Annotated in this window: 2 protein-coding genes; both read right to left on the reverse strand. The window is 36.5% G+C overall.

The genetic code is table 11. The annotated features are described in order from the left end of the window. Positions 1–48 precede the first annotated feature (48 nt). Positions 49–591 carry a Panacea domain-containing protein gene (locus tag PVV57_RS10370; protein ID WP_273784054.1) on the reverse strand — a complete coding sequence of 181 codons (543 nt, stop codon included), beginning with the start codon at positions 589–591 and terminating at the stop codon, positions 49–51. 241 nt (positions 592–832) lie between these two features. Continuing rightward, a partial coding sequence (locus PVV57_RS10375) for a single-stranded DNA-binding protein (protein ID WP_273784056.1) occupies positions 833–1072 on the reverse strand: 240 nt, incomplete at its 5' end.

Raw genomic sequence — 1072 nt, forward strand, 5'->3', positions numbered from 1 at the left:
TTTGCACGTGATATACGCCCATTGGCTTCTCTTATTTGCCCTATGATTTTAGGGCGTCCCCTCTTGTTTCTTTTCACTTATCCCCTCTACTTTCTTTGTTGCTTTCAAATGTCCATTAATTTTTTTTGTGAAGTATTTTCTGATGTCATGGTCTTTTAACTTCACACCCAACCGCCCATTATATACTTTCTTCCATGACGTTCCGTCCTTATAAGTTTCATTACACAAGTAAGAAGATGAAAAATTTTTATAAGCATTCCAAACGATCTCTAGTAATTTAAGGGTATATTTATCAGTTGAATTTTTATGAATTTTAGGGATAAAAACCTCTCCGGTCTCTAAATCCACCATACGCGAATAGCAATCGATAAAACGCCTTCCCCAATCTTTAAACTCATGATAAAGAGCCGGTATCATGGGACCATGCTGCCATGCTTCTATAAGATCAGGAAAGAGACGCTTACCTGTAGCTGCTAACATCCACCCATATGCAAGATACACCAGCTTAATAAGCTTCATAGGAGAAATTGGGATATCTTCTTTATGTCCCTTTTCAAGAAAGAAGTTAGCAATTTGTTGAACTTGGTACATGATACAAACTAAATAACCACACCAATGAAGAAAGAGCTATAATCATAGTTAGTATGCTTTCCTGTATTTTATCCTCAAAAAACAACACAAGGGATAAAAAGAATAACGCCGCAATGACAATAAGTACTGCCAACTCAAAAATAGTCAAAGAGACGTTACTATGATTTAATAGCAGCATCTGATTTTGTATCAGAAGATGATGATGTACATACCATCCTGCTAATTTCATCCACACACCACCTTAAAAAGGAACATCATCATTCATAACGGTATGGGGTGTATCAAGAGGTCTATAAATGCTTCTGTCATAAGCAGATGACTGCTCTTGATCATCATCATTTTTGCCATCTAAAAGCTTTAACTCGCCTTTGTACTGAGGCAATATGACTTCTGTTGTATATCGTTCAATACCGTTTTTATCTTGCCATTTACGAGTTTGTAGTCGCCCCTCGATATAAACTTTGCTGCCTTTATTGAGATA

It is taken from the genome of Bartonella sp. AU15XJBT, assembly GCF_028618615.1.
Classification (GTDB): Bacteria; Pseudomonadota; Alphaproteobacteria; order Rhizobiales; family Rhizobiaceae; genus Bartonella.

Excerpts from the sequence above, each read along its gene's own strand:
- PVV57_RS10370 (WP_273784054.1), bottom strand. The coding sequence starts at position 591 with ATGTACCAAGTTCAACAAATTGCTAACTTCTTTCTTGAAAAGGGACAT.